This is a genomic window from Oceanisphaera psychrotolerans, from assembly GCF_001870485.1.
GTDB classification, from domain to species: Bacteria; Pseudomonadota; Gammaproteobacteria; order Enterobacterales; family Aeromonadaceae; genus Oceanimonas; species Oceanimonas psychrotolerans.
This window is the reverse complement of the sequence record NZ_MDKE01000005.1, coordinates 19887-45180: the sequence shown is the minus strand read 5'-3', so window position 1 is coordinate 45180 and position 25294 is coordinate 19887. Positions and strand designations below refer to the sequence as shown.

The following is a 25294-nucleotide window of genomic DNA, read 5'->3' as shown; positions in this document are numbered from 1 at the left end:
GCAAGATCGAAAAATCCTTGACCCCGAACCGGGATCGGGCCGATGACGACATCTATATGTTTCGCCAAAAGCGGAACGAGAATGTTACTATTGCCCCCCATTTTGCCGCCTAATGACAGAGGATGCCCGTGGCTACCAAAAAACCGGAAAATATGGATTTTGAAAGCGCCCTCGCAGAACTGGAAGATCTGGTAAACCAGCTGGAAGAAGGTGACCTGAGCCTGGAACAGTCGCTCAAGTCATTCGAGCGTGGCATTCAACTGGTGCGGGCCGGCCAGCACAAGCTGACCCAGGCCGAACAGCAGGTACAGATACTGCTGCAGCAGGACGAAGAGCGGCTACTGGCCTTTTCGCCGGGTCAGGAGGAACGCTGAAGTGGCCTCGATTCCGTTGCAGCAACACTATCAGGAGCGTATCGCGCGGGTACTGACCGAGGCCATCCAGAGCCTCGACGAGCTGGCCCCCGAGCTTAAAGCCGCCATGGAGTACGGCCTGTTGCAGGGCGGTAAAAGAGTGCGTCCCATGCTGGTGTACGCCAGTGGCGAGCTGCTGGGCCAGGCCGATACGGCGGCGCTGGACGCCGCCGCCGCCGCGGTGGAATGCATTCACGCCTATTCATTGATCCATGACGATCTGCCGGCCATGGACGACGACGATCTGCGCCGGGGCCAGCCAACGGTGCACAAGGCCTTTAGCGAGGCCACCGCCATTCTGGCCGGCGATGCACTGCAGACGCTGGCCTTCGAGCTGATCAGCTCGCATCAGGGCTCGCTCGGCGCCGATCGCCGCCTGCGCATGGTGCAGGAGCTGGCCCGGGCCAGCGGCTATGGCGGCATGTGCGGCGGCCAGGCACTGGATATGATGAGTGAAGGCAAGGCCATCGACCGTGCCACCCTGGAACGCCTGCATCGCCACAAGACCGGCGCCCTGATCCGTGCCGCCGTGCGTTTGGGCGCACTCTGTGCCGACAACATGGAAGAAACACACCTGACCGCACTCAGCCATTATGCCGACGCCATCGGCCTGGCGTTTCAGGTACAGGACGATATTCTGGATATCACCGCCGACACCCAGACCCTGGGCAAAACCCAGGGCAAGGATCTGGTGCAGCAAAAAAGCACCTACCCGGCTCTGCTCGGCCTCGACGGTGCCCGCCGGCTGGCGGACGAACTGCACCAGCAGGCATTGTCGGCGCTGGCTGATATCCCCTATCCAACTCAAACACTGGAAGCATTCGCTCACTACATCGTTAAACGCGACTACTAGGGCGAGGATAATAATAAGCTTATGAGTCTGAATATTGCCGATTACCCGACCCTGGCGCTGGCCAATCTGCCCGACGAACTGCGCAGCCTGCCCCAGGAGCGATTGCCCGCCCTGTGCGACGAGCTGAGATCCTACCTGCTGCATTCGGTCAGCCGCAGTAGCGGCCACCTGGCCTCCGGCCTCGGCGTGGTAGAGCTGACCGTGGCCCTGCACTACGTCTACAACACCCCCTTCGATCGTCTGGTATGGGACGTTGGCCACCAGGCCTACCCGCACAAGATCCTCACCGGTCGGCGCGAACGCATGGGCAGCATCCGCCAGTATCAGGGCCTGCACCCCTTTCCCTGGCGGGACGAGAGCGAATACGACACCCTGAGTGTCGGTCATTCCAGCACCAGCATCGGTGCGGCCCTTGGTATGGCCATCGCCGCCAGTCAGGAGCAGAAAGGCCGCAAGGTTGCCGCCATTATCGGTGACGGCGCCATTACCGCCGGCATGGCGTTCGAGGCATTGAATCACGCCGGTGATATTCACAAAGACATGCTGGTGATCCTCAACGACAACGAGATGTCGATTTCGGAGAATGTCGGCGCGCTCAACAATCATCTGGCGCGGATCATGTCCGGCTCGCTGTACAGCAGCCTGCGCGAAGGCGGCAAGAAGGCACTGGAGATACTGCCGCCGCTGAAAGAGCTGGCCCGGCGCACCGAAGAACACCTCAAGGGCATGGTCATTCCCGGCACCCTGTTTGAAGAGTTCGGCTTCAATTATGTCGGCCCCATCGACGGTCACGACATCAACGTTCTGGTCGAGACCCTGCGCAACATGCGCAAGCTCAAGGGCCCACAGTTTCTGCACATCATGACCCGCAAGGGCAAGGGCTATCTGCCGGCCGAGCAGGATCCCATCGGCTATCACGGCGTACCCAAATTCGATCCGGCCGAAAACGTGCTGCCCAAGAGCGCGTCCTCCGGACCCAGCTATTCCACCATTTTCGGCAACTGGCTGTGCGACATGGCCAAGGCCGATGACAAGCTGATGGCCATTACCCCGGCCATGCGCGAAGGCTCCGGCCTGGTGCGCTTTTCGCGGGAATTTCCCAAACGCTATTTCGATGTGGCCATCGCCGAACAGCATGCGGTAACCCTGGCCGCGGGCCTCGCCATCGAGGGCAAGAAACCGGTCGTGGCCATTTACTCCACCTTTCTGCAACGGGCCTACGATCAGCTGATCCACGATGTTGCGCTGCAGGATCTGGACGTGCTGTTTGCCATCGACCGGGCCGGCATCGTCGGCGCCGACGGCCCCACTCACCAGGGCGCCTTCGATCTGAGCTTCATGCGCACCGTGCCCAACATGGTGATCATGACCCCGGCAGACGAAAACGAATGCCGGCAGATGCTCTATACCGGTTATCAGCACCAGGGTCCGGCGGCGGTGCGTTACCCCCGTGGCAACGGTTGCGGCTCGGTCATCCAGGCGCAGATGACGCAACTTGAGCTGGGCAAGGGCCGGGTGATCCGCCAGGCAGCAAGCTCGCCATACTGAACTTCGGCACCCTGCTGGCCGAGGCCGAGGCCGCCGCCGGGCAGCTGGATGCCACCCTGGTGGACATGCGTTTCGTCAAGCCGCTGGACGAAGCGCTGCTGCTGTCGTTGCTGGCGGATCACGACATGCTGGTAACGGTGGAAGAAAACGCCATCATGGGCGGTGCCGGCTCGGCGGTGCTTGAGTGCCTGATGCGCCACAAAAAGCCGGTGCCGGTGCTGAATCTGGGTCTGCCCGATTATTTTATCGAGCAGGGCAGCCAGCAGCAAATCCTGGCCAAGCTGGGCCTGGATGCCGACGGCATGGTGAAGTCCATCCGGGAATATCAGCAGCGCTGATGGCTTAAAGCAGAACGGCGAAGCCGAAGGCTTCGCCGTTCGAATCTCATCGCAATGCGACGAGATTGCTTCAGTTTTTGGAAAAACGCTCTACCAATTGGCGAGCTTTGTAGATATCTCTCTCCAGCGTCCCAGGCTGTTGGCGATCCCTTCTCGATCGAATAACCACACCAGCTCCAACATGCTGAATGCTTTCAACAAAGGCCTCTAAATCATGGTCTTTGCCAACCAAGACTTGAACTGACGTAAACCATTCAATAATGCCTCCGTTCTTCTGTATTCCGAGGCTTGTCCTGAAGTTAACGGTAAGTGTACAGAATTGTCCAAAGCATCAACGGCTGCGTGTATTTTAGTCGTCAGTCCCCTTGATTTTCTAATGGCTTCGGCGTCCTGCGCTGTTTTTTGCTGCACAGTGCTGATGAGCACACACGATACTGCTGTCAACAGTGAGTTGCTCAAAATCAGCCCTCTAGGTAACTTCTCCATTCTCATGAGCCAAGCGAGCTGGTGAGTCCAACGACCATATCGAACGTAAACACGGCGCCAACGGCCATAAAATTCTGGTAAATTTTGCCAGAGTGATCGGCTCACGAGAGAAGCAGATAACTCCTGACTTGAGAAGTAACACCGATCGTGACTGCCAGGTTTCGCTTAGCTACCCGTCAGCAGCAGCCGGGAAAAATCACAGCACTCCTGGGCCAACTGCGCCACATGCTGATTCAGTCCTATCTGCCGATCGGCCCGATGCAGGGCGGCGTAGCGAATGCGGGGTAATCGCGGACTGGTGTCGACAATGCTCAAGGCCCCCTGTTTTACCAGATGGGCCAAACATGCCTTGGGCAAATAACTGATGCCCACCCCGGAAAGTGTGAGCCCCACCTGAACCAGCAGATTATGACTGGTGATGGTTCTTGGCAACTGTATCTGGTGTTCCGCAAGCCAGCGTTCGTAGATCAAACCGGTACCGGAATTAGTGCCCTGGGTCAGTACCGTATAGGCTGCCAGTTGTTTCAGACCGATTCCTTCCTCATGCGGAGCCAGAGAAGGGGTACACATCCATACGTTTTCCACGCTCTTCAGTGGGGTACTGACGAAACGGGCATCGCTGGGCATGTCGGGAACGACAATCAAATCGAGCTGATCATCGCCGAGTTTACGTATCAATTCACTGTTAAGCTCAACCGATGGCTCGATCTGCACCTTGGGATAGGTCCGGCGAATTTCCTCCACCAGCTGAGGCAGCCAGGTCAACGCCGTCAGCTCCGTCACCCCCAGGCGCAGCCGGCGTACCAGCACCGTCTTTGCACTGACACGATCCACGAGTATATCGCGCCGTTCCAGCAGCTCCCTGGCGTAATCGAACAGCTCTTGGCCCTTTTCGGACAAGCGGGCATTGCGCTTGCTACGGTCAAAAATCTGTACATCGAAGGAGTCTTCCAACTCTTGGATACGTTTGGATATGGCCGACTGAGACATATGCAGTTTGTTGGCCGCCGCTTCGAAGCTGCCCAGCTCAACGATCCAGAACAGGGCTTCCAGCTGTTTAAAAGTGATCATGATAAAACATTCTTAAAAGTGATTATTTATAATCATAAAATATCGCTAAAACTATTTATTTTCATCTCCTAATATCGGTCGACAGCTCAGCTGTTGTTTACAGAGTACAAGGTAATAAGGAAGTAAACCATGAGCATGACACATCGTGTTTAAAACGTGCATCACTCAGCGTACAAAGGGAATAGAACATGAAATCCATCAACTTCACTTCTGGTTTATCCACAAAAATATTCTTGGGGTTTACCCTCGGCATGCTGTTCGGATTGGTCATGCCGGAGTGGGGTGTCGCCATCAAGCCCCTTGGCGATGCCTTTATTCGTGCCATCCAGATGCTGATTATCCCCATCGTGTTCTTCAGCGTAGCAGCAGGTATTGCCAATATGGGAGATGTCGGCCGGCTGAAGCGGGTGGGAGGTAAAACCCTCCTTATCTATACCCTGATGACCATAATGGCGGGCGCGTGGGGCTGGGGATTGCCAATGTACTGCAGCCCGGAGTAGGCTTCGAGCACAGTACAACCGCCGCTGTCTCGGCGGTCTCAGCCTCCGAAATTCCGACTCTGGGACAGTTCTTTCTGAGCATGATCCCCGCGAATATTTTTGATGCCATGGCCAAGGGCAATGTGCTGCAGGTGATCCTAATTGCCGTGCTAGTAGGCGTTGCGCTGGTGTTTCTTGGCGAAAAAGCCGAGGGGGTAAAGACCCTCTGCAATCAGCCTCCGACGTAATCCTGAAGATACTTGACATGGTGATGGCGGTGTCGCCTTACGGGGTATTCGCCCTGATGGCCTTTTCCATGGGCAACTATGGTCTGGAGATATTCGATCAAATCGGGCAGTTCATTCTGGCGGACTATGCCGGTCTGCTAGTAGTGTGGCTGTTCGCTTCGGTTATAGTAGCGAGCTACACCAAGGTCAATTACCTCTACCTGCTCAAAAAAATCGCCAAAGTATGGATGGTCACCCTGTCCACCACTAGCAGTGCCGCCACCCTGCCCATGAGCATGCAGGTCACCCGGGAAAACTTTAAAGTGCCCGGCTGGATCACCTCCTTCATGTTACCGCTGGGCGCCACCATCAACCTGATGGGCGCGGCAGTTTACCTCTCGGTGCTGTCGGTATTTGCGGCGGGTTTCTACGGTGTAGAACTGACCATGGCGCAGATGATCAACGTGGTGATGATAGGTACCCTGCTGGCCATGGCAGCCCCCGGCATCCCCGGTGGTGGCATCGTCATGGGCACCTTGATGTTACAGTTGATGAACCTGCCCTTCGAGCTAGTCGGGATCATCGCCGGTATCTACCGGATAATCGACATGGGACACACCACGCTTAACGTTTCCGGCGATGTGCTGGCCACCATGGTCGTGGCCAAAAGCGAGGGGCTACTGCAATGTGATGACCAAGGTATTCCCCATGCCCAGGCAGCAGAGCCATCGGCCCCACTGTTGAACCCATCCAGCAGCGCCTGAACATAAGGCTCATCATCCCCAATCAGGACGCAGCAGGCTCAAGGCCCGCTGCGTCCTTTTTTCATCGGTTTACTTTCTCCTGGCGCTCCCCCCTGCATCCGAAGTTGCCGTATCGGCGCCAGCGAAAACCCGTACTCGACGGAGAGTTGGGAAAGTAAAGTATTGAGGCCATTTGTGGTGTCGGATATCTGCTAATCGGTTCAAAGCCAGCCTCCCGGCATGCTTTCAGCGCCGCCACCCGCCTCCCGGGGCGTGAGAACAAATAGACGGGGACGAGAGTGCAGACTGGTAAGCTCGATGCTGTCTTCTGGGCAATATGCCTTCCCCTCTGCAAGGCGGACCGCATTAGGCTTGCTGGGGAAGCCGAACGTTAATAACGACAACCAAGCCCCTTGAAACATGAATAAAAGGAAAGATAAACCATAAAAACTATTCGCTTTTTTTTATATTACTCTTTTCCTAAGCTGGTTAACGAAAAGACTAACCTGGTGCAACGCATCACATCATTCCCGTGATCGGTGTACTTTCGTGCCAATGAATGGCGAAAAATCAACAGGGTAACCTCATGGAAAATATCCTATCAAAATCCGTTCAAGATGATTTTACTTCACCGTTTGATATTGATTTGCTTGAACAGATACGTTCACAGTTTTGGTTTGCCGATCACTGTCCTTACGCCGGTGAGCGAATTTACTTTGAAAATGCCGGCGGTTCCCTGACGTTAAAATCCGTTATCGAACGGACCACGGAGATAGGTGCAATACCCGATAACGAGCATCGTAACAATGCGGCATCCAAAGCGATGTCGCTCATAGTAGAGCAGGGGTTGAAGGACTTGAGCACCTTTTTTGGCGCCCGCAGCGGAACCGTATTCGGTGGCGAAACCGGGTCCGAGTGTCTGTTCCGCCTGATCCGTAGTGCAGCCCTCGCCGCGCCTTCGGGAGGGAACATTGTCGCAAGCTCGGTTGAGCATCCTTCAACGTACAGTGCCACCCAGCTTTGGGCCGAACGGACTTCAAGGACATGGATAGAGGTCCCCTTCAACACCCGGTCTGGGCTGGTAAGCGCAGAGGATTATGCTGCTTGTGTCACTCCAGACACTAGGATCGCCACCGTAATACACACCAACCCCGTCACCGGCATAGTGATGGACATCAAGTCCATCATCTGTGCCATCCGGGCAATTGCACCGGAATGTTTTATTATCGTCGATGGTATCCAGCATGCCCCGCACGGCTATCTGGAAGTGGATGAATATGGTGCAGATGCCTACGCCGTCTCCATGTATAAGGTTTATTCAAAATTCAATAATGGCTATGCCTGGGTATCGGAGCGAATGAGTCACATTCCTCATGAAAAAATACTGGGAAAACCAAGCGATGCTTGGGAGCTGGGCAGCCGTGACCCGTCAGCGCTGGCTGCGGTTTCAAAGGTAATCCAGTATCTGAGTTGGCTGGGCAAACAGGTTTCACCCGCAGACGATACACGTAACCTGCTAATGGCCGCTGGTGATGCCATGCTGGCACACGAGCATGCATTAATAGCCCGGTTAATGAATGGCACCGCTCAACACCGAGGTCTGTTACACATGCCTGGGGTAAAAGTACTGGGCACCCATGACCTCCGACATCGTGAGGGCGTGGTTTCTTTCGGTGTTGAAGGCCGGGAGTCTTCCGATATCGTCGCCGAGCTGGAAAAGCGGGCAATACGCCTGCACACTCGATCCAGTGATATTTACTCCGGTAATATCCTGCGCCCTCTCGGCCTCGACTCGATTGCGCGCCTTTCTCTGGCTCATTACAACACGCCACAAGAAGTTGATGCATTTCTGTCAGCCATGAATAAACTTATTGGCTCTTGAACCGAAGCCTTGTCGCTACTTATTGATATCCAGAACGGCTTGCTTGGCCATGTTCTGGTAGAGGGCGGAAACATCGACCTCGAACAGCGTATCAAGACTGCGTCCCGGGCATCATCATTGAAGTGTTAAGCAGAATACCGGGACGAAGCCAGCGTTCGGCAGGCTTATCGGCAAGAAACTGGGGCAGTATATGCAGAATGTAGCCATGAATCCCAGGTCATTTATACTCCTCCCTCCCTCACTCTTCATTTTCACCCATAAAAAAACCGCTGCCGGAGCAGCGGTTTTTATTGAAGCACTGAGGCGTTAAACCAGAATTACTTCTTGGATTCGGCTTCTTTGCGTTCTTTGACCTGGGCAACCACTTTTTCGGATACGTTGGCAGGACAGGCGCTGTAGTGCGAGAACTCCATGGAGAACTGACCACGACCAGAGGTCATGGTGCGCAGTGAACCGATGTAACCGAACATTTCGGACAGGGGTACATCAGCCTTGACGCGAACACCGGTCACGCCTGCGTTCTGATCCTTGATCATGCCGCGACGACGGTTAAGGTCACCGATAACATCACCTACGTGATCTTCCGGAGTGAACACGTCAACCTTCATGATCGGCTCAAGCAGTTGCGGCTTGGCTTTGGCGATAGACTGACGGAACGCGCCTTTGGCGGCGATTTCGAACGCGATGGCCGAGGAGTCAACTGCGTGGAAAGCACCATCGGTCAGTTCGAACTCAACGTCCAGCACCGGGAAGCCGGCAATGGTACCGGTCTTCATCATGCTGCCGAAACCTTTCTCGATCGCAGGCCAGAATTCCTTGGGTACGTTACCGCCCACAACGGAAGACTTGAACACGAAACCGGTGTTGGCTTCACCCGGACGGATGATGTAGTCGATCTTACCGTACTGACCGGAACCACCAGACTGCTTCTTGTGGGTGTAGCTGTCTTCCACTTCGGCGGTGATGGTTTCACGGTAGGCCACCTGCGGCTCACCCACGATCAGCTCAACACCGTAGGTACGCTTGAGGATGTCGACCTTAATGTCCAGGTGCAGTTCGCCCATGCCTTTCAGGATGGTTTCGCCTGAATCTTCATCGGTTTCCACGCGGAAAGAAGGATCTTCGGCAATCATCTTGCCGATAGCGATACCCATTTTCTCGGAACCGCCCTTGTCTTTCGGCGCAACGGCGATGGAGATAACCGGCTCGGGGAATACCATGGCTTCCAGGGTACAAGGGTGCTTGACGTCACACAGGGTGTGACCGGTCTGCACGTTCTTCATACCGATGATGGCGATGATGTCACCGGCTTGTGCCGATTCCAGTTCGTTACGTTCGTCAGCCTGCATTTCACACATGCGGCCAACACGCTCGGTTTTACCGGTGGCGCTGTTGAGGATGGTGTCACCCTTCTTGATGCGACCGGAGTAGATACGTACGAAGGTCAGGGCGCCGAAACGGTCATCCATGATCTTGAACGCCAGCGCCTTCAGCGGGGCATCGGCATCAACGATGGCGAATTCGCCGGTTTCATTACCTTCTTCGTCGGTCAGCGGCTGCGGATCAACTTCTACCGGGTCGGGCAGGTAGTCAACCACGGCGTCCAGTACCAGCTGCATGCCCTTGTTTTTGAAGGCAGAACCACAGTAGGTCGGGAACAGGGCCATGGTGCGGGTACCCTTGCGGATACAACGCTTGAGGTCTTCGATGGAGGGCTCTTCACCTTCCATGTAAGCTTCCATCAGGTCATCGTCTTGCTCAACGGCGCTTTCGACCAGCATTTCGCGGTATTCTTCAACCTGGTCAACCATGTCGGCCGGAACGTCTTCGATGGTGTAGTTTTCGGCTTGTCCTGACTCGTCCCAGATCCATGCCTTGCGGGTCAGCAGGTCAACCACGCCCTTGAATTCGTCTTCACGACCGATAGGCAGCACCATCACGATCGGGTTGGCCGCCAGTACGTCACGGGTCTGCTGTACTACGCGCAGGAAGTCGGCGCCGATACGGTCCAGCTTGTTGACGAAGATGATACGCGCAACTTCGGATTCGTTGGCATAGCGCCAGTTGGTTTCGGACTGGGGCTCAACACCGCCGGAACCACAGAATACACCGATACCGCCGTCCAGTACTTTCAGTGAACGGTAAACTTCAACGGTGAAGTCAACGTGTCCAGGGGTGTCGATAACGTTGAAACGGTGATCTTTCCAGAAACAGCTTACGGCCGCAGACTGGATGGTAATACCGCGCTCGGCTTCCTGTTCCATGAAGTCGGTGGTGGACTCACCGTCATGTACTTCACCAAGCTTGTGGATCTTGCCGGTCAGCTTGAGGATACGCTCGGTGGTCGTGGTTTTGCCCGCGTCAACGTGAGCGAAGATACCGATGTTTCTGTATTTGGATAATTCGGTCATGATTCAACTTTAATGATGAGTTTAAGAAGTAGACGGAGCATGTATAAAAGTACTGACACACCGCACATCAGGTTTTTTAGGCGCATATTATGCATTAGAACCTTGCGGGGCGCAAACGCCCGGAGGAGGTTACGAATACTTTTTAAACAGTGCAAACTCCCGGCGGCACGTCGTCGTCGCGTTCCCGCCGACAGACGGGCCGGGAGCCTCCCCTGCCGTCTCCTTTCGGCTGAAAGCAGGGTAAGCCTTCACATTCTTTTCAATGACTTGCATTGGTATCAGAGGGTACCACTGGCAACTTTGTAGTACACCCAGGCGAACAGGCCGGCAAATATCAATAGGGTCAGCAATACCTTGAGCCAGATGAATTTCACCGTTTTCTCTCCAAAGGCACCATAGTGTGGCGCCACTCAGTTAAAGCCTGAATGTCACCCCCGAGCGGGGACTAATCGAGGCCGAGCCGGGCGGCCAGTGTCCAGATAGCCAGTACCACCAGCACCGACATCAACCCCAGATAACTCAGGTTCCAGCGCATGATGCGGAAGGAATCGATACCGTAGCGGCCCTGAAATGCCAGGTTGATGCCGGACAGGGGGCCGGTCGAGGTGCCCACCGCCCAGGATGACAGAAACACCAGCGCCAGCAGGGTATGATCGGGATCAATCGGAGCCAGTATCGAGCCGGCCAGGGCGATGCAGATGATGGGGTGAATCCCCAGCAATGACAGCAACACCGTCGCCAGATAGGTCAGGCTCGCCTCCATGGCCCCGAAACCCTGCAGCGGCAGGGTGCCCCCCCAAGTGGCGAGCAGGGTTTCCAGTCCGTAGCCCAGGACCCCGGCGGCGAGAAACAACGCCAGCTCGTTGCCCATTTGCGGCAGCCGGCCGGTGGCCAGCTGGCCCAGCCCCGTCAGTGGCGAACGCCGGCTGCCGGCGAGGATCAGGATGCTCAGTGTCGGCGCCAGCAGGGTGATCACCGCCAGAATGGACAATTCCGGCCACCATCGATGCAACAGCAGCACCGCCGCCGCCAGCAGCACCGGCAGCAAGAGTCCGCCCACGTGCAGCGGGTAACCCGCAAAAGCGTCCACCGGGGCCGCTTCTTCCCCGCCCTGCTGGCGGGACAGCTGCCAAAACGTCACTACCATGGCCAGCAGCGCCAATGGCATGCTCACCAGCACAACGACGCCAGATTGGCGTTGGGGGCCAGACTCAGCGACACCGCCATGGCGGCGAAGAACGGCGACCAGAACGCGGCCGCGGTAAAGCCGCGGATCAGCACGATGGACTGCTCCCTGCTCAGGCTGCCCCGCCGGGCCAGACGGTCACCGATGATGAACACCGATGACAGATTGATAACGGAACCAAACAGATGCACCGCTCCCAGAGTAGAGGCCACCGCCCGTCGCCCCTTGGGGAAAGGCGCCTCATCCTGTTCACCGGGCCGGTTCACCAGTCCGAGGAAGCTCACCGCCACCAGCATGGACAGCAAATTGCTGTTGCTGGCCACGATACACTGCGCGTCAATCGCCGCTCCCTGCCAGCCGCTCCAGGCCAGGCAGAGTCCACCCGTCACCAGCAACAGCAATGCCTGAGTCCGATTGCGCCGGGCCAGCCCCGGCCACAGCAATAACGCCGAACACCAGTATCCGGCCCCGGCCCAGATGCTCTCCACCGGCAACCCCAGCAACCCTGCCGCCACCAGCGCCATGGCGGCCATGATGAGCCCGCCGGCCAGCCGCCGACGGGAGGCCAGGGTAAAACGTTCGGTCAGTATGGCGAGCAAGGCATGGATTCCATCTTTAAATAGAGCAAGGTGTCGATCATACCGCCCCCACCCTGCCGATGCCTATAGCCGCATACAAAAACGCCATGGTTCACACCATGGCGCCCTGTCGGCCATCGTTTGCCCGTTACTCCTTGTAAATTCTGGGATTGAACACATCCCGCAACCAGTCGCCGAGCAGGTTGATGACCAGCACCAGTATCACCAGATAGATACCGGGGAAGGCGGTAATCCACCAGGATCCGGAGAAGATGTAACTGAAGCCCATGCTGATCAGCGAGCCCAGCGAGGGTTTGTCCACCGGCATGCCCAGCCCCAGAAACGACAGTGCCGCCTCGCTCATGATGGCGTTGGCTACCTGCACCGTGGAGATAACCAGTATCGGCGACAGGCAGTTGGGCAGAATGTGGCGGAACATGATGCGCATGGACTTGAAGCCCATCACCCTGGCCGCCTCCACGTATTCCTTTTTCTTCTCCGCCAGCACGGTGGCGCGAATGGTACGGGCATACTGGGGCCACTCGGCCAGGCCGATGATCACCACCAGCATCAGCACCGCATATTCGGCGTAAAAGTCCGCGCCCAGAGTGGCCTGAAACACCGCCGACACGATAATGGCCACCATCATGGTCGAGAACGACAGCTGCACATCGGCAATCCGCATCAGCAGATTGTCGATGCGACCACCGAAGTAACCGGCAGACAGGCCGACGACGATGCCGATCACCAGTTGCAGCGCCACCGCCCCCAGACCGATGATCAACGACACCCGCGAGCCATAGAGAATGGTGCTCAGAATATCCCTGCCCTGCACATCGGTACCGAGCACAAAGCGCTCGTCGCCCATCTCCTGCCAGCTTGGCGGCAGCTCGGAGTCCAGAATGTCGATGGTCGCCAGGTCGTAAGGGTTGTGCGGCGCGATAACCGGCGACAGCAGGGCCGCCGCCAGCAAGGCCACAAATACCGCGAAGCTGACCATGGCCACCTTGTCGCGCCGAAAATGATACAGAAAGTCCGACTGCATGAAGCGGGCCCAGCGGCTCGGGTTAACGTCTGTCGTCATCATGCTTATCCCTTCGCGGCCAGGTTGACGGTCGGGTTGATCAGACCGTAGATCAAATCGACGATGGTATTGGTCACCACAAAGATAAAACCGACGAAAATCACATAGGTGGTGATCAGCGGTGTATCCACCCGGTTGATGGCGTCGAGAAACAGCAAGCCGATACCCGGCCACTGAAATACCGTCTCGGTCAGTATGGTGTAGGCCACCATGGTACCGATTTGTACCCCGCCCACGGTGATCAGCGGCAGCAGGGTGTTTTTCAGCGCATGGACAAACCAGATACGGTACTTGGCCAGGCCCTTGGCCCAGGCAAACTTGACGTATTCCGCACTCAGCTGCTCCAGCATTTCCGAACGCACCAGCCGGATGAACAACGGCAGCATGATGGACGACAACGCGATGCTCGGCAGTATCAGATTGCGGAAGCCCTGCCAGTTGAACAGGCCCGACTCCCAGCCCAACGGCTGGTCAGCTCACCACGACCATAGGCAGGCAACCAGCCCAGCTCGATGGAAAATACATACATCAGCAAAATGGCGGTCAAAAACACCGGCACCGAAATACCGATGATGCTCACGCCCATGATGGCTTTGGACAGCAGGGAGCGGGGCTTGATGGCGGAATAGACCCCCAGCGGTATGCTGAGCGCAATAATGAGAATGCTGGCGCAAAACACCAGTTCCAGCGTGGCCGGCAACTTCTCGAAGATCACCTCCAATGTCGGCTGCTTGTAAAAGTAGGAGGTGCCGAAGTCCCCCTGCAGCGCGTTGCCGATAAAGCGACCGTACTTGACCAGGAAGGGATCGTTCAGCCCCATTTCGGTACGCATCTGCTGGCGCACCTCTTCGGACACCGACTGGCCGACCAGCTCACGCAAGGGGTCGCCCAGGTTGTCCTGAATCGAAAACGCCACCAGACTGATGACAAACATCACGATCAGCACCTGGAACAGCCGTTTCAGTAAAAAAGTAAGCATCTTGTTGCTTCCAATTGCGGGACTGGAGACCAGGGATTTGGAACCGGGCTAATCCCCACTCCCTAGTCCCCAATCCCGGTTTTTAATCCCAGTCCCAGGGCTTATTCCTTGACGACCAAATCACCCAGATAGGGGAAATCCATGGCATTAACGATAGACTCGGCGTCCAGATTGTTACTCGCCCCCCAGGCCAGGTTCTGCCAGTGCAGTGGTACGAAGGCGGCATCGTCATAAAGTATCTTTTCGGCTCGTTGCAGCATGATGTCGCGCTTGCCGCCATCGGTTTCCAGATTGGCCGACTCGATCAGGGCATCCAGCTCCGGATTCGAGTAATGGCCACAGTTATACTGGCCGCGCCCGGTTTCTTCGTTGCGGGTCATGGTCAAAAACTCGGAAAAATTGGCGGTATCTTCGGTATCCGAGTGCCAGCCAATCATCAGCATGTCGGCGGCGCACTTGTCGAACTCCGGCCAGTACTGGGCCACCGGCAGGGTTTTGAGATCCACCTCGATGTTGATCCGCGCCAGCATCGCCTTGACCGCCTCGGCAATACGGTAGTCGTTCACATAACGGTTGTTGGGCGCGATCATGCTGATCTTGAAGCCATCCTTGTAGCCGGCCTCCTCCATCAGTTGCCTGGCCTTGTCCAGATCATAACGTGGCGTCAGCTCGGGATTGTGCCCCACATAGCCGGCGGGCGCCTGCTGGCCGGCGGTGGTGCCGAAGCCACGCATGATACGTTTGACGATACCGTCCTGATTGATGGCGTAGTTCACCGCCTGGCGCACCCGAACATCCTTGAAGGGCTCGAAGCGCGCCTGATTGAGCTGGAAGGTGATGATACGGGTACCGGCCTCGGTCACCAGCTTGACGCTCGTCGAAGCCTTGACCCGGTCGTGATCGTTGGGTGATACCGGCTTGATAAAGTCCACATCACCGGCCAGCAGCGCCGCAACCCGGGTGGCGTCTTCCTTGATTGGCACCAGGGTCATGTGGTTCACGTTACCGGGTGACCCGGTATCCCAGTAATCGGCGTTGCGCTCGTATTCCACCTTCACTCCCTGCTGGCGAAACTTGAGCTTGAAGGGGCCGGTGCCCGATGTGTTGGTCGAGGCAAAGGAGCTGCCATGCTTGACCACCTCACCCTTGTCCTTGCCGTCGTCCCCGGTGCCGCTGTAGAACTTCGAGTCCATCGGGAACAGGTAGGTCACGGTATTCAGCACCAGCGGAAAGGGCCCCTTGGTCACCAGATCGACGGTGTGGTCGTCGACCTTCTTCGCCTCGGTAAAGGGCTCGAAGATGGCCTTGAAGTCCGGCGACACTTTCAGCCGGTTGAAGGTCCACACCACGTCATCGGCGGTAAAACTGTTGCCGCTGTGAAACTTGACGCCCTGACGCAGGTGAAAACGCATGGTGTTGTCGTCGATACGTTCCCACTTTTCGGCCAGCCGCGGCTCGAATTTGAAGTCTCTGGTCCAGCGTACCAGGGGATCGAACAGCAGATGCGACATTTCCAGCGTGGCGCCGGACAACTGCTCGTGCGGATCCATCGACACCGGATCCGCATCATAGGCGATGGTGATATCCGCCGCCTGTACGCCGAATGCCAGACCGGCCGCCAGCAGCGCCGCCGTTACCTTGTTGAGTCCTTGTTTCATGAAACACTCCGTTGACATCATTAATGTTGGCCCGCATGGGCATTGGAAATGTCCAGGCCTTCCCGTGACATGCCCTTGAATTCGGGCATCAATGCAATCAATGAGCGGCTGTAGGGATCTGCCGCGTCGGTAAACAACTGCTCGGTGGCGGCCACCTCCACCAGGGTGCCTTTTTTCATCACTCCGATGCGATCGCACATCTGCCGGATCACCGGCAAATCGTGGCTGATAAACAGCATGGTCAGCTTGAGCTCATCCTGCAAATCCTTGAGCAAATTCAGAATTTGCGCCTGTACCGACACATCCAGCGCCGAAGTCGGCTCATCGCAGATCAACAGCCGGGGCCGGGTGGCCAGGGCGCGGGCGATGGAGATACGCTGGCGCTGGCCACCGGAAAACTCGTGGGGAAACTTCAGCCCCGCCACCCGTCCCAGGCCGACGTAATCGAGCAGGTCGTCGACGATGCCGCGGATCTGCGCCTCGCTCTGCGCCAGACGGTGGAAGCGAATCGGCTCGGCGATGATGTCCGCCACCCGCATGCGCGGGTTGAGTGACGAATAGGGATTCTGAAACACCATCTGCATCTGCCGACGAAAAGGGCGCCGCTCCCGCTCGCTTTTGATGGCGGTCAGCTCGATGCCTTCGAACCAGATCTGGCCACTGTCGGGCGGATAGAGCCCGGTAATGGCCCGGGCGATGGTGGACTTGCCGGAACCCGACTCCCCCACCAGGCCGAAGGTTTCCCCTTCATTAATCTCGAAGCTGACGTCGTTGGTCGCCTGCAGATACCGGCGGCGGGAAGGAAAAATCGAATCCCTGGTGACGAAGCGCAGGTTACAGTGTTCGACCCGCAACAGCGCCCCCTGGTAGTCACGCTGATCCTGGCTCTGGCCCAGCCAGTGGTGTTTGAGATCCAGGCTGGCCTTTTCCTTGGCATCTTCGATGTAGGACACCAGCGGAAAGCGCCGCAGCTTGACATCGGAACGGGGCACGGCGGAGATCAGGCTGCGGGTATAGTCATGTTCCGGCGTGCCCAGCACCCGGGCGGTAGGGCCGATTTCCATCAGCCGGCCACGATACATCACCGCCACCCGGTCGGTGACGTTGGACACCACCCCCATGTCGTGGGTCACCAGCATGCAGCCCACGTTACGCTCTTTGCACAAGGTGCGGATCAGGGTCAGGATCTGGTCCTGAATCGACACGTCCAGCGCCGTGGTCGGCTCATCGGCAATAATCAGTTCGGGATCACAGGACAGGGCGATGGCAATGACCACCCGCTGCCGCATGCCGCCGGAAAACTGATGCGGATACTGCCCGATACGCTGCTCCGGCTGGGGAATGCCCACGGCATCGAGCAGCGAAATGGCCTTGTGACGGGCCTGCTCCCGGCTCATGTCGGTATTGGCCAGCAGGGTCTCGACCATCTGATATTCCACCGTAAACAGCGGATTGAGCGAGGTCATGGGGTCCTGAAAAATAAAGCCGATACGGCTGCCACGAATGGCACGCATCTCGGCCGGATTCAGGCCGGAGATCTTCTCGTCGTCCAGATAGACTTCGCCACTGGCAATGCAACCGGGCGGACTCAGCAGATCGATGACCGCATTGCCGATGGTTGACTTGCCGGCACCGGACTCGCCGACCACGCCGAGAATTTCGCCTTTTTCGATACTGAAGGACAGGTCGTCCACTGCAGCCATGACGCCATGGCGGGACGGATATTCAATTCGCAGGTGTTTTACGGCTAACAGGGACATGCTCATCCTTAACCGAGGTCTGGCCTCGCTCACGCGTCCTTGGACCGGCCACCCTGAGATGGCAGCCGATGTACTGTTGTCGAGCATGGATAGCCGGCAACAAAAAAGCAACATATCAACGCTATGGTAAAGCTATCTTTATTTCAAGGTAAATCGTGGATATAGGGTCTTAACTCACAAGTTCAGCAATATATTTCAGGGATCCAATGAGCAACAGTTTTTATGACGGAGGCAACCGCTAAGGTCAGGAGGCAGGCACGGGTAAAATAGGGTTTTTAATCTAAAGATGCCGAGTGGCAGGGAGCCACAATGTCAGGGGATAACCAGGCTAGGGTCAGGGGATAACCCGACTCGGCCACGCAGCCCGAATGGCTGCGTGGCCGGTTATTACAGCAGAGCGGCCAGTCCCTGTAGGCAGGCCAGGGCAAAAAGCCCGGCGATAACGTCGTCGAACATGATGCCGAAGCCGCCGTGTATCCGCCGATCGAACCAGCGAATGGGCCAGGGTTTGACGATATCGAACAACCGGAACAGCACGAAGCCCGCCAGTATCCACCAGCCACCGGTCGGTGCCGCGAACATGGTGATGCCGAAGCCGATAATTTCGTCCCAGACGATGGCACCATGGTCATGACGGCCGATGGCCCGGGTAGCCGCATTGCAAATCCAGATGCCGGCAATAAAGCCCAGCACCAGGATCAGCAGATACCAGGGAGCCGACAGCCCCTGTATCAGCAGATAGAGCGGAATCGCCGCCAGGGTCCCCATGGTGCCCGGCATCACCGGGCTCAGGCCGGTGCCAAACCCCAGGGCCAGCAGGTGCAGCGGATTGGACAGTTTCAGAGCCGCCAGCTCGGGCTTTCTCATGCGGGAGTACTCCGGAAATGATCCCAGCTTTGCGTGCTCAGCTGGTAGGAACGCCCTTTGGCCATCAGCTCGACGCCCGGCTCACCGGCGAGCATGCGGCCGACCCGGGTAAACTTGACGCCGCAGTGGGCCAGCGCAGTTTCGAGCTGCCCGCGGTGAATTTCGGGCACGGTAAAGCACAGCTCGTAATCGTCACCGCCGGTCAGTGCCAGCTCCCAGCCCTGCTCCCGCGATACCGAGTCCAGCATGGCGGCACTCAGCGGCAGTCGCTCCAGCTCCAGTTGTGCACGAACGCCGGAGGCGCGCGCCACATGGGCCAGATCGCCGGCCAGACCGTCTGACAGGTCCAGGGCGCTGGAGGCAATGTCTCGCAGCGCCTGTCCCGCCAGAATACGCGGATGAGGGAACTCGAACTTGGTCCGCACAAAGTCCCGATACTGCTCCGGCACCGTTACCTTGCCCTGTATCTGTTGCAGGCCCAGTGCCGCATCCCCCAGGGTGCCGGTGACATAAATGCCATCCCCCACCCGGGCACCGTTGCGCCGCAGTCCCTTGCCTTCCGGCAGGGTGCCGTGGACGGTGACGGTAATCGACAACGGGCCGCGGGTCATATCGCCCCCCACCAGTGCCACGTTGTAATATTCCGCCAGTTCGAAGAAGCCGGCACAAAAACCTTTAATCCAGCTTTCATCGATCTCCGGCAGGGTCAGCGCCAGCGATACCCAGCAAGGATCGGCCCCCATGGCCGCCAGATCGGAAAGGTTGACCGCCAGCGCCTTGTGGCCCAGCGCCATCGGCGCCATATCGGCAAAAAAGTGTACCCCGCTCACCAGGGTATCGGTGCTCACTGCCAGCTGGGAATGAGGCGGTACCTGCAACAGGGCGCAGTCATCCCCCGGCCCCATCAGCACATCCTTGCGGTGGCCGGGGACGGTAAAATAGTGTTTTATTATTTCAAATTCATTCATAAGAAAATGAAAAGCCAGCAGTCGCTGGCTTTTTTCCCGTGCTTATTGTTATTTTTTCAACTGCTTGATGACCTTGTCGAGTACACCATTGACGAACTTGTGGCTCTCTTCGGCGGCAAAGGCCTTGGCCAGTTCGATCGCCTCGTTGATGACAACCCGATAAGGTACATCTTCACGCCGGGTCAGCTCATAGGTGGCCAACCGCAACACCGCCTTGTCCACCACATCCAGCTCGGCCAGCGGACGAGACAGATAAGGTGAATACACCGCATCCAGCTCGGTGGCATGAACCGAGACCCCAAACAGCAGATCGCGGAAATAATCCAGATCCACCCCTTTGGTGTCCTGTTCCAGCGCAAACTGCTGGGCAATATCGGCCACGTTATCCCGGGTCATCTGCCACTGGTAGATGGCCTGGGTAGCGAGACGGCGGGCCTTACGGCGTTCAGACGGTTTCAATGCAGTACTCCTCTTAGTCCAGCGCTTGCAGGACGTTAATCATTTCAAGTGCGCTGAGGGCAGCTTCCGCGCCCTTGTTACCCGCCTTGGTGCCAGCACGCTCTATGGCTTGTTCGATGTTTTCGGTGGTCAGAACCCCGAAGGCAATCGGCACTTCGAAATCCATCATCACACTGGCCATGCCTTTGCTGTTTTCGTTGGCGACCAGATCGAAGTGGTAGGTACCACCACGGATCACGCAGCCGAGGGCCACAATGGCATCATAGTTGCCGCTCTTGGCGAGTTTTTTGCACACCAGTGGCATTTCGATGGCACCCGGTACCCGTACCAGAGTGATATTGTCATCTTTGACCTGGCCCTGACGCTTGAGCACATCCAGTGCACCGGCCACCAGGCTGTCGTTGATAAAGCTGTTGAAACGGGCGACAACGATCGCCACCTTGGCCTCGGGAGTGGCCATCAGCCCTTCGATTACCTTCATGGGAATCCCTGTTTGGACAAAAGTGCGCACATCTTACCACAACCAGAGGGTGACAAAAGACTTAACAGGGGCTCTCTGAGCTGGTCATGTAACGCTGGTCAGCCAACCAGAGATCAGGATTTTTCGTCATCCGCAGACCCGGTTATATCCTGCAACAGACAGACCCGGGTTTCGCCCGGCATATCGACTTCGGCCTGCTCCAGGGTCAGCTTGATGGTCCTGACCACCGCCGCCCGAATCCGGGTCACATCACTTTGCTGACTGCCGGTCCACCAACGCACGCGGATGGTTACCCAGCTGGCGGCCAGATCCCAGGGCAGCGCCTGCACCGCCGGCTCTGCTTCCACTCCATCCAGCCTGGTCACGGCCTCTTTCAGCAACTCACAGGCCCGATCAAGATCATCTTCATAACCGATGCCGATATCGTACTGACTACGCCGATACTCATAGGCGGTTTTCACCAGTACCGCGTTGGTGTAGATATCGCTGTTGGGGATCACGATGCGCCGTCCGTCGTGAGTCTTGATGATGGTGGCCCGGGTTTCGATGCGCTCGACCGTCCCCTCATGACCATTGACCTCGATCTGATCCTTGATGTTGAAGGGCTGACGCAACAGGATCAGCAGGCCCGCCAGCCAGTTTTGCAGAATATCCTTGAAGGCAAAACCGATGGCCACCGAGCTGACCCCCAGGCCGGCAATCAAATCGCCCGGCTTCAGGCTGGGAATGACGATGGTGGCGGCCAGCAGAAACCCCAGCAATACCAGAGTCCACTTGACGAAACCACCCAGTACCTCGCCCAGATTCTCCCGCCCACGGCGATGGCCCTGACGCCGTATCAGCCGCCGACTCAGGGCACCGAGACCATAAAACAGGGCCAGTACCACCAGGGCCAGCAAGATGTTCGGCACCAGGCGAACACCGCCGTCCACCCAGCTGTCGATACGCTCCGTCATGATCCCGAAGTCGAAATCAATCTGTTGTGGCACATCTTCCGGCGAGGCCGCCTCGCTCCTGGCTCCTGTCTGGTCGGACATTATTATCTCTCTTCATTTTCATCGACATGGTTCTCTGAAGCTTATGTAGATGAAACCAGGTTCGCCAATACCGAGGGGGGGTGTCGGCTGCCTTACAGAACCAGACGACTCTGTGCAAACAAATAGAAATGGCATAGAGTAGGACCACTGTCGGCCAACACATTCATTCCTGCGATGAAGCCGCGCAGATCATCTGTATACCGACCAGTCTCAATCCGTTTTCCACCAGAACACAACGAAGGGTGCTTTATGCTGCCAGAACGGCGCGGCGACTTGTTTATTTTAACGGCGACCCTGCTGGCGTCCGCCGGCTGGCTGTTTTCGAAGGAGGCGATTGCCGGCCTGCCCCCCGCCGGCTTTGTTGGCTGGCGCTTCGTGCTGGCGGCACTGCTGCTGCTGCCCTTCTGTTACCGCCAGTTACGCCAGACGTCACCCGAACACCTGCTCAAGGCCGCCGCCATCGGCCTGATGATGACTCTGAACCTGATTTTCTGGATTCAGGCCATCTCCCACAGCGAGGGCATCGGCGAAGGTGCCTTTATCATGAGTCTGTCGATGCTGATGGTGCCCCCCCTGGCCTGGCTGATCTTCAGGGAACGGCCCAGCCGGCAGTTCTGGCTGGCTCTGCCCATCGCCATCGCCGGCCTGTTCCTGCTGACCATGGGCTCGGGCTTGAGTCTGTCGCTCAGCCAGCTGCTGTTCCTGCTGGCATCGCTGTCGCTGGCCCTGTATTTCAACTTCAACAGCCGTTTTGCCCGGCGCATCGACCCCATGGCGCTCACCTGCATTCAACTGGCGGTCACCGGCGTCATGCACCTGATTTACTCCGGCCTGTTCGAACAATGGCCCGACGTCATCGAGGCCGAAATATGGGGCTGGTTTACCGCCAGCGTGTTGCTGGCCACCTCGCTGCGGTTCGTCTGCCAGAGCACCGGGCAAAAATACAGCAACGTGGCCAATGCCGCGCTGATCATGATGCTGGAACCAGTATGGACCGTGTTGATCAGCGTATTCTGGTATCACGAACCCATGCCGATACAGAAAGTGTTTGGCTGTGCGCTGATCCTGCTGGCGCTGCTCAGCTATCGCAGCCGCAGCCTGCTGGCCTGGTATCGTAGCCGCCGGGCGTTGCATCCGGGCAGAAGACAACCCTGAACGGCAAGCCTTTAACCGGCCGCTCCCTTCAGCCGGCCGGCCCCCTTGACCAGCAGTAACACTAGAATCCCCGCCAGAATACCGACGGCAGCGTTCAGCAGCATCGGCGCCAGCCAGTTCAGCGTGCCGCCCAATAACGGCAGCCCCCGAATCCAGTCATGGATCAGGGTATCGGCGCCGGGAATGCCATGCACCAGAATGCCGCCCCCCACCAGAAACATGGCGGCGGTTCCCACCACCGACAGGCCTTTCATCAGATAGGGGCAGGCCGACAACAGGGCACGCCCCAACAGCTGCAGCAGCCCGCTTTTCCGGCTCAGATAGAGGCCCAGATCGTCCAGTTTGACGATAGCCGCCACCAGCCCGTAAACACCAACAGTCATCAGCAAAGCGATACCTGACAGCACCATGACCTGCATGCCGAAGCCGGCTCCGGCAACGGTGCCCAGGGTGATGACGATGATTTCGGCCGACAGAATAAAATCGGTACGAATGGCCCCCTTGATCTTGTCCTGCTCCAGTGCCACCAAATCCTCCGACTCCGGGATCTCGGCCAGGTGAGTGTGTTCTGCCTCTCCCTTGTGCAGCAGGGAATGCACCAGCTTTTCCACCCCCTCGAAGCAGAGAAAGGCGCCGCCCAGCATCAGCAGCGGGATGATGGCCCAGGGTGCCAGGGCACTGATCAACAGCGCCGCCGGCACCAGGATCAGCTTGTTACGCAGCGATCCCCTGGCGACCGCCCACACCACCGGCAGCTCGCGTTCGGCCCGCACCCCGGAAACCTGCTGGGCATTAAGCGCCAGATCATCCCCCAGCACTCCCGCGGTTTTCTTGGCCGCGACCTTGGTCATCAGCGACACGTCGTCAAGTATGGTGGCGATATCATCAATCAGGGTTAACAGGCTGGCACCGGCCATGGCAGTATCCTTTTATGATCAGGTCTCGATCAAAAGTTGATCAGGCTTTGGGCGTTAACGGCTGACCGGTAAACTCGATGCCTTCCCAGCCGTGGTTGATGAAGTTGCGGATATTCTGATGATCCTGTCCGTCCGGATGACCCAGTACATCGTCCCGGTAGAAGGCACCGAAACAGGCCAGGGTCTGCTGCTGGTCGAAGCCCTGCAGCCGGGCAAAGGCAAACAGTTTGCAGGAGCCGTTGTTCTGGCCGGCCTCGTTGTGCAGCTCGCCGTTGGTGAAGGCGGTGGGGGTAAAATCGTACAGGCTCTCGATCACCGCCATGGTGTCGGCAAATTCGACGGTTTCGGGAGTATGTTGCAGTGTGTGCTGCAGGTCGTTCAGGTTCATCTTGTTTCCTTGATAATACGATTAAAAATTAACGCTCTATTAACGTCAGTCAAAGGGCCGGTGTAGCCTGCCTGCTCTGCACGCGCCAGCTCATGCGTCCTGCAGTTGCAGGCAACGGCGCAGGAAGCGGGAGATATCGGCAATTTCGGCGGCGCAGACGCTGTGCTCCATCGGGTAGCTGTGGAACTCGGGCACCAAGCCCCATTGCTGCAACGTCTGGCAGGCCCGCTCGCCCAGCAGCTCGGGCACCACGCCATCGCGACTACCGTGCAGTATCTGCACCGGCAGATACTGGTTGGCATCATGGCGCTGCAGGCTGTCGGCGGTGGCCAGATAGGTGGACATGGCAATCAAACCGGCCAGCGGCTGGGGGTAACTCAAGGCCGCCTCGTAAGCCACGGCACCACCCTGGGAAAATCCGGCCAGCACGATACGTCGGCTGTCGATGCCCTGAGCCAGCTGTTGCTCAATCAGCGCCTGCACCGCCATGGCCGAAGCCCGCAGCTGTACTTCATCCACTTCCCGCTCCAGACTCATGGCCAGAATGTCATACCAGGCCGGCATCGGCAGGCCTCCGTTGATGGTCACCGGGATCTTCGGGGCATGAGGAAAGATAAACCGGATGGCGCTGCCCTGAGGCAAGTCCAGTTCGGGCACGATCGGCTCGAAGTCGTGACCGTCGGCGCCCAGGCCATGCAGCCAGATCACGCAGGCGTCCGGAGTGGGCGCCGTGTCGCGCACAATAACATTCAGTGTGGTCATCTCAGGCTCCGTTCAGAGGATAAAGGGTGATATCGACCAGGATGCTGCCCTGCTCGTCGGCAGCCAGATCCAGGCTGTCTCCCGGTGCCAGTACCCATAACTCGGGCTCGGCGCTCTGGCCCGTCGAATGACGATACAACAAACGTGGCGTCACGCTGTTGCAACGATAAATCTGTCCCGGTGCCAGCTCATGCACCTGCACTCCGGCTCGGCCCCAGCGGCGGTCGCTCATCACATTGAAGTCCAGACACTCACCGTTCAACAAGCGGCACCTCACCGCCTCTTCGCCGGAAAAGGCCATCGGCACGAAGGGAGTATCCAGCGTTTGCTTCGAGCCGTTCATGTCCAGCTCGAAGCCGGCGCCGTCTACCAGCATCAGGATACGGTCGATGCCGGGAAAGAAAGAAAAGGGGCCACTTTGCCCCACACGGGCCATCGACACCCGCAAGCCGAAATCGGTACCCGGCTCACCGGGCAGACGATACAGCTCCCGGGTGACGCCGCCGCCGTTTTTCCAGGGCATGTAGATAAAATTGCTCGGTCCCAGTCGTGTTGCCATTTGCT

General features: G+C 57.7%; 20 protein-coding genes and 3 pseudogenes. 6 read left to right on the top strand and 17 right to left on the bottom strand.

Annotated features, from left to right (window positions below; genetic code table 11):
• The first annotated feature begins 128 nt into the window (after window positions 1-128).
• The 3 genes and pseudogenes from xseB to dxs all read left to right on the top strand — a co-directional run bounded on the left by xseB (window position 129) and on the right by dxs (window position 3152).
• Window positions 129-374, top strand: a complete 246-nt coding sequence (gene xseB, locus BFR47_RS02070; RefSeq protein WP_071471577.1) for an exodeoxyribonuclease VII small subunit — start codon at window positions 129-131, stop codon at window positions 372-374.
• Between the two features lies 1 nt (window position 375).
• Complete coding sequence (gene ispA / locus BFR47_RS02065; RefSeq protein ID WP_071471530.1) at window positions 376-1266, top strand: (2E,6E)-farnesyl diphosphate synthase; 891 nt, start codon at window positions 376-378, stop codon at window positions 1264-1266.
• Between the two features lie 21 nt (window positions 1267-1287).
• A pseudogene (gene dxs, locus BFR47_RS02060) lies at window positions 1288-3152 on the top strand (1-deoxy-D-xylulose-5-phosphate synthase).
• A gap of 651 nt (window positions 3153-3803) precedes the next feature.
• Here dxs and BFR47_RS02055 read toward each other — a convergent pair.
• Window positions 3804-4709, bottom strand: a complete 906-nt coding sequence (locus BFR47_RS02055) for a LysR family transcriptional regulator (RefSeq protein WP_071471529.1) — start codon at window positions 4707-4709, stop codon at window positions 3804-3806.
• A gap of 188 nt (window positions 4710-4897) precedes the next feature.
• Between BFR47_RS02055 and BFR47_RS19360 the strand changes: the two are divergent.
• Window positions 4898-6179, top strand: a pseudogene (locus tag BFR47_RS19360) (dicarboxylate/amino acid:cation symporter).
• 565 nt (window positions 6180-6744) lie between these two features.
• On the top strand, window positions 6745-8040 hold the full coding sequence (locus BFR47_RS02035; RefSeq protein WP_071471525.1) for an aminotransferase class V-fold PLP-dependent enzyme: 1296 nt from the start codon (window positions 6745-6747) through the stop codon (window positions 8038-8040).
• A gap of 317 nt (window positions 8041-8357) precedes the next feature.
• Here BFR47_RS02035 and fusA read toward each other — a convergent pair whose 3' ends face one another.
• The 12 genes and pseudogenes from fusA to BFR47_RS01980 all read right to left on the bottom strand — a co-directional run bounded on the left by fusA (window position 8358) and on the right by BFR47_RS01980 (window position 21508).
• Window positions 8358-10451 carry an elongation factor G gene (gene fusA / locus BFR47_RS02030; RefSeq protein ID WP_071471524.1) on the bottom strand — a complete coding sequence of 698 codons (2094 nt, stop codon included), beginning with the start codon at window positions 10449-10451 and terminating at the stop codon, window positions 8358-8360.
• Between the two features lie 445 nt (window positions 10452-10896).
• The gene (locus BFR47_RS18450; protein ID WP_245748763.1) at window positions 10897-11619 is read right to left on the bottom strand and encodes a hypothetical protein; all 723 of its coding nucleotides are present in this window, start codon (window positions 11617-11619) and stop codon (window positions 10897-10899) included.
• 2 nt (window positions 11620-11621) lie between these two features.
• Window positions 11622-12236 carry a hypothetical protein gene (locus tag BFR47_RS18445; protein ID WP_245748762.1) on the bottom strand — a complete coding sequence of 205 codons (615 nt, stop codon included), beginning with the start codon at window positions 12234-12236 and terminating at the stop codon, window positions 11622-11624.
• Window positions 12237-12363: 127 nt separating this feature from the next.
• Window positions 12364-13299, bottom strand: a complete 936-nt coding sequence (locus tag BFR47_RS02020; protein WP_217645426.1) for an ABC transporter permease — start codon at window positions 13297-13299, stop codon at window positions 12364-12366.
• A gap of 5 nt (window positions 13300-13304) precedes the next feature.
• A pseudogene (locus BFR47_RS02015) lies at window positions 13305-14278 on the bottom strand (ABC transporter permease).
• A gap of 101 nt (window positions 14279-14379) precedes the next feature.
• Complete coding sequence (locus tag BFR47_RS02010) at window positions 14380-15936, bottom strand: ABC transporter substrate-binding protein (protein ID WP_071471522.1); 1557 nt, start codon at window positions 15934-15936, stop codon at window positions 14380-14382.
• 20 nt (window positions 15937-15956) lie between these two features.
• Window positions 15957-17696, bottom strand: a complete 1740-nt coding sequence (locus BFR47_RS02005; protein ID WP_071471521.1) for a dipeptide ABC transporter ATP-binding protein — start codon at window positions 17694-17696, stop codon at window positions 15957-15959.
• A gap of 387 nt (window positions 17697-18083) precedes the next feature.
• Window positions 18084-18563, bottom strand: coding sequence for a phosphatidylglycerophosphatase A family protein (locus BFR47_RS02000; protein ID WP_071471520.1), 480 nt, complete (start codon window positions 18561-18563; stop codon window positions 18084-18086).
• A complete protein-coding gene (gene thiL, locus BFR47_RS01995) occupies window positions 18560-19531 on the bottom strand; it encodes a thiamine-phosphate kinase (protein ID WP_071471519.1) in 972 nt (323 codons plus the stop codon). Before thiL ends, BFR47_RS02000 begins: the two co-directional genes overlap by 4 nt.
• A 48-nt stretch (window positions 19532-19579) precedes the next feature.
• A complete protein-coding gene (nusB, locus tag BFR47_RS01990) occupies window positions 19580-19990 on the bottom strand; it encodes a transcription antitermination factor NusB (RefSeq protein ID WP_071471518.1) in 411 nt (136 codons plus the stop codon).
• 13 nt (window positions 19991-20003) lie between these two features.
• Complete coding sequence (ribH, locus tag BFR47_RS01985; protein ID WP_071471517.1) at window positions 20004-20471, bottom strand: 6,7-dimethyl-8-ribityllumazine synthase; 468 nt, start codon at window positions 20469-20471, stop codon at window positions 20004-20006.
• Between the two features lie 113 nt (window positions 20472-20584).
• Window positions 20585-21508 (bottom strand): mechanosensitive ion channel family protein, encoded by a 924-nt coding sequence (locus tag BFR47_RS01980; protein WP_071471516.1) that lies wholly within the window; start codon window positions 21506-21508, stop codon window positions 20585-20587.
• A gap of 249 nt (window positions 21509-21757) precedes the next feature.
• On the opposite strand from BFR47_RS01980, the gene BFR47_RS01975 reads away from it, so the two are divergent.
• The gene (locus tag BFR47_RS01975) at window positions 21758-22663 is read left to right on the top strand and encodes a DMT family transporter (protein WP_071471515.1); all 906 of its coding nucleotides are present in this window, start codon (window positions 21758-21760) and stop codon (window positions 22661-22663) included.
• 11 nt (window positions 22664-22674) lie between these two features.
• On the opposite strand, the gene BFR47_RS01970 is transcribed toward BFR47_RS01975, so the two are convergent.
• From BFR47_RS01970 to BFR47_RS01955, 4 genes are all read right to left on the bottom strand, one after another.
• Window positions 22675-23580 carry a DUF808 domain-containing protein gene (locus BFR47_RS01970; RefSeq protein WP_071471514.1) on the bottom strand — a complete coding sequence of 302 codons (906 nt, stop codon included), beginning with the start codon at window positions 23578-23580 and terminating at the stop codon, window positions 22675-22677.
• A 40-nt stretch (window positions 23581-23620) separates the two neighbouring features.
• The gene (locus BFR47_RS01965) at window positions 23621-23968 is read right to left on the bottom strand and encodes a HopJ type III effector protein (RefSeq protein ID WP_071471513.1); all 348 of its coding nucleotides are present in this window, start codon (window positions 23966-23968) and stop codon (window positions 23621-23623) included.
• Window positions 23969-24058: 90 nt separating this feature from the next.
• The gene (locus BFR47_RS01960; RefSeq protein WP_071471512.1) at window positions 24059-24730 is read right to left on the bottom strand and encodes an alpha/beta hydrolase; all 672 of its coding nucleotides are present in this window, start codon (window positions 24728-24730) and stop codon (window positions 24059-24061) included.
• Between the two features lies 1 nt (window position 24731).
• Complete coding sequence (locus tag BFR47_RS01955) at window positions 24732-25289, bottom strand: HutD/Ves family protein (RefSeq protein WP_071471511.1); 558 nt, start codon at window positions 25287-25289, stop codon at window positions 24732-24734.
• Window positions 25290-25294 lie beyond the last annotated feature (5 nt).